The organism is Acinetobacter sp. OYA S30 (assembly GCF_033599315.1).
In the GTDB taxonomy this organism is placed as follows: domain Bacteria; phylum Pseudomonadota; class Gammaproteobacteria; order Pseudomonadales; family Moraxellaceae; genus Acinetobacter; species Acinetobacter baumannii.
In genome coordinates, this window is sequence record NZ_JAWVAV010000093.1 from 1 (window position 1) to 2,482 (window position 2,482).

At 38.2% G+C, this 2,482-nt stretch carries 5 protein-coding genes; all 5 read left to right on the forward strand.

The window, feature by feature from the left end; translation table 11 throughout:
* Positions 1–484, forward strand: a 484-nt coding sequence (locus R5R67_RS19155) for a hypothetical protein (RefSeq protein ID WP_318755179.1), incomplete at its 5' end; no start/stop codon positions are given.
* Positions 485–809: 325 nt separating this feature from the next.
* Positions 810–992 (forward strand): type II toxin-antitoxin system HicA family toxin, encoded by a 183-nt coding sequence (locus R5R67_RS19160; RefSeq protein ID WP_000838146.1) that lies wholly within the window; start codon positions 810–812, stop codon positions 990–992.
* Between the two features lie 92 nt (positions 993–1,084).
* Complete coding sequence (locus R5R67_RS19165; RefSeq protein ID WP_000966688.1) at positions 1,085–1,489, forward strand: type II toxin-antitoxin system HicB family antitoxin; 405 nt, start codon at positions 1,085–1,087, stop codon at positions 1,487–1,489.
* 99 nt (positions 1,490–1,588) lie between these two features.
* The gene (locus R5R67_RS19170; RefSeq protein WP_000734512.1) at positions 1,589–2,098 is read left to right on the forward strand and encodes a hypothetical protein; all 510 of its coding nucleotides are present in this window, start codon (positions 1,589–1,591) and stop codon (positions 2,096–2,098) included.
* 70 nt (positions 2,099–2,168) lie between these two features.
* Positions 2,169–2,482: hypothetical protein (locus tag R5R67_RS19175; RefSeq protein WP_318755180.1), on the forward strand; the 314-nt coding region annotated here is incomplete at its 3' end.

Consider the following 2,482-nt stretch of genomic DNA (forward strand, 5'->3'; position numbering starts at 1 on the left):
AGACGTATCAAAATGGTGTGAATACAAGGGGGCTGATGGCGAGGTACAGGCAGAGTTCAAAGTCCGTGGTATCGCCTATAAACCTTTTCAGGTAGCAATTGAACGAGCCGGAAATCAGATTTCATCCAAAGGCTATGATGTGATGGTCAAAGATGAAAATGCCAAGCTTTACCATGAACTTTTAATGGATGCATGCGCCGCCCACTTAATCGAAGACTGGAAAGGTGTGGTATTTGCCGAAATCGTAGACGGTAAAACGGTTGAATCTGAAAAGCCTTATACCCCTGAGAATGCCTCAAAGCTTCTTAATCTTGGTGATATTGGTATTTCAATCTGGCTATTCATTAAAGAACAGGCCCAGAAGATTCAGGAAGAAGCCGACAAGGATAAGGCTTTAATTCTGGGAAAGTCATCGAGCTCTACAAATACCAAAAAACGTATGCGTCGAAAACGCCGCACGAAATCGAACAAATCAAATTCTTAGGTGGACACATTCCGGATCCGCCAGAATATTCTTATGCGGCTGAATCCATTCTTTCGGCATTTAGCACTATATGCCGATCCAGACGGTATGAGCAGAGCATCCCGTTATCATTAGACCAGCATGCAATCAATATCTATGCTGAACATAATGATTTGCCCGTGGCTGCTCATATTTTTAATGACTGTATTTTTGCGTTGGATAATTTGTTTTTAGATGAAGCCCATAAAAAAATAAATTCCAAGTCCTCAAAAAAGTAACCCTAGAGTTATTTACATATAATAACTCTAGGGTTATTATTATCTCATCAAGTTAATAAGGGATTGGTGTGAAAAGTCTGGATTTAATCAAAATGATTGAAGCAGATGGTTGGTATGAGGTTAGGGTTTCAGGAAGTCATCATCACTTTAAACACCCAACCAAAAAGGGGTTAGTTACAATCCCACATCCTAAAAAGGATTTACCAAACGGAACTGTTAAAAGCATTTTGAAACAAGCGGGTCTAAATTGACCCGCTGTTTCCCGACTTTAAATACTATATCCCTTACAACTAATCATAACGCAGTGGGCGATATGTTTATGCCAAGGGCATGGAGTGTTGAGATGTTATATCCAATTGCAATTGAACGAGGATCAGATACTGAGGCATTTGGTGTCACTGTTCCTGATATTCCAGGTTGTTTTAGTGCTGGTGACACACTTGAAGAAGCTATTGAGAATGTTAAAGAAGCTATTTCAGGCCATTTAGAAATATTGGCTGAAGATGGTGAGGAAATCCCATTAGCTTCCGAACTAGTTAAATTTGTCGATGATCCTGAATATAAAGGAATGATCTGGGCGGTTACCGAAGTTGATGTTAGTCGTTATCTGGGTAAACCAGAAAAAATCAATGTTACTTTACCAAGCCGTTTGATTCGTAAAATTGATGAGAATGTAGGTAAAGGTAAGAGATATACTACTCGATCGGCTTTCTTGGCTGCTGGTGCTGAAAAACTTTTACATGCATAGCCTGATTTAAAAGACCACCTTCGGGTGGTTTTCCTTTATGTGACATTTAGTAACCAGTTTGTTAAAGTTAAAACAATTTATAACAAATGGTGAAAATTCATGAAAAAATTATTGGCTGCGGGTCTATTAAGTCTTGGATTAGTGGGGTGCGCTACAACATCTGGGTTGGCACCTAAAGTAACTACAAGTGGATTTGATGGATCAAAAAGAGTTTTTATTGATGGGCATAGTGTTGCATGTGATCAAATGGTTTGTCCTTTAATAGGCGCGATTTGGTTAAGCAATAACCCGAATCTTGTAGGGTTAAAGATATCAGTTATAAATTCAATCGTTTCTATAAACTCTGTTGATTTGAATATTGATGGAGAAATAATCAAATTAAGAGAAAACACTTTAACGGATTTTTCAACTGGTACTTTATTGGAGTCTAGCAAAGTATTTGTTACTGATTTAACCGTAGTGGATAAAATTCTTAATTCAAAAAGAGCTTGGATTCGAGTTAATACTAGCAAGGGACTAATCGAAAATCCGATTATTGATGGTTCTAAGGATAGTAAGGCTTACCACGCATTAAAACGCTTTAAAGATCAAGTAAATACTGTTAAGTAAAGCTTTGAAGTAAGTAAAAGAAATGAAACCCGCGCAAGCGGGTTTTTTTATTGCCTAGAGGAAAAGTAAGATGGCACAAGAATCCCGTTTGGTCATTGTTATTGATTCGCAAAATGCTGAACGTAATGCGCGTAATCTAGGCAATGAACTGGAAAGCATTGAACGTAAAGGTGAGTTTGCATCTAAGTCTATGGACAGCTTGTCTGTAGCCACCAGAGCTTTAGCTGGACACATGGCTGGTTTATTAACAGTAGGTTCAGCCATTTCAAAGATGGATACATATACTGGATTACAAAATCGCCTTAAGTTAGTCACTAACAATCAAGCTGAGTTAAACAAGGCTACGGAAGACACTTTCCGAATTGCTCAAAAAACCTATTCAGC

Excerpts from the sequence above, each read along its gene's own strand:
- R5R67_RS19165 (WP_000966688.1), top strand. The coding sequence starts at position 1,085 with ATGTTATATCCAATTGCAATTGAACGAGGATCAGATACTGAGGCATTT.
- R5R67_RS19170 (WP_000734512.1), top strand. The coding sequence starts at position 1,589 with ATGAAAAAATTATTGGCTGCGGGTCTATTAAGTCTTGGATTAGTGGGG.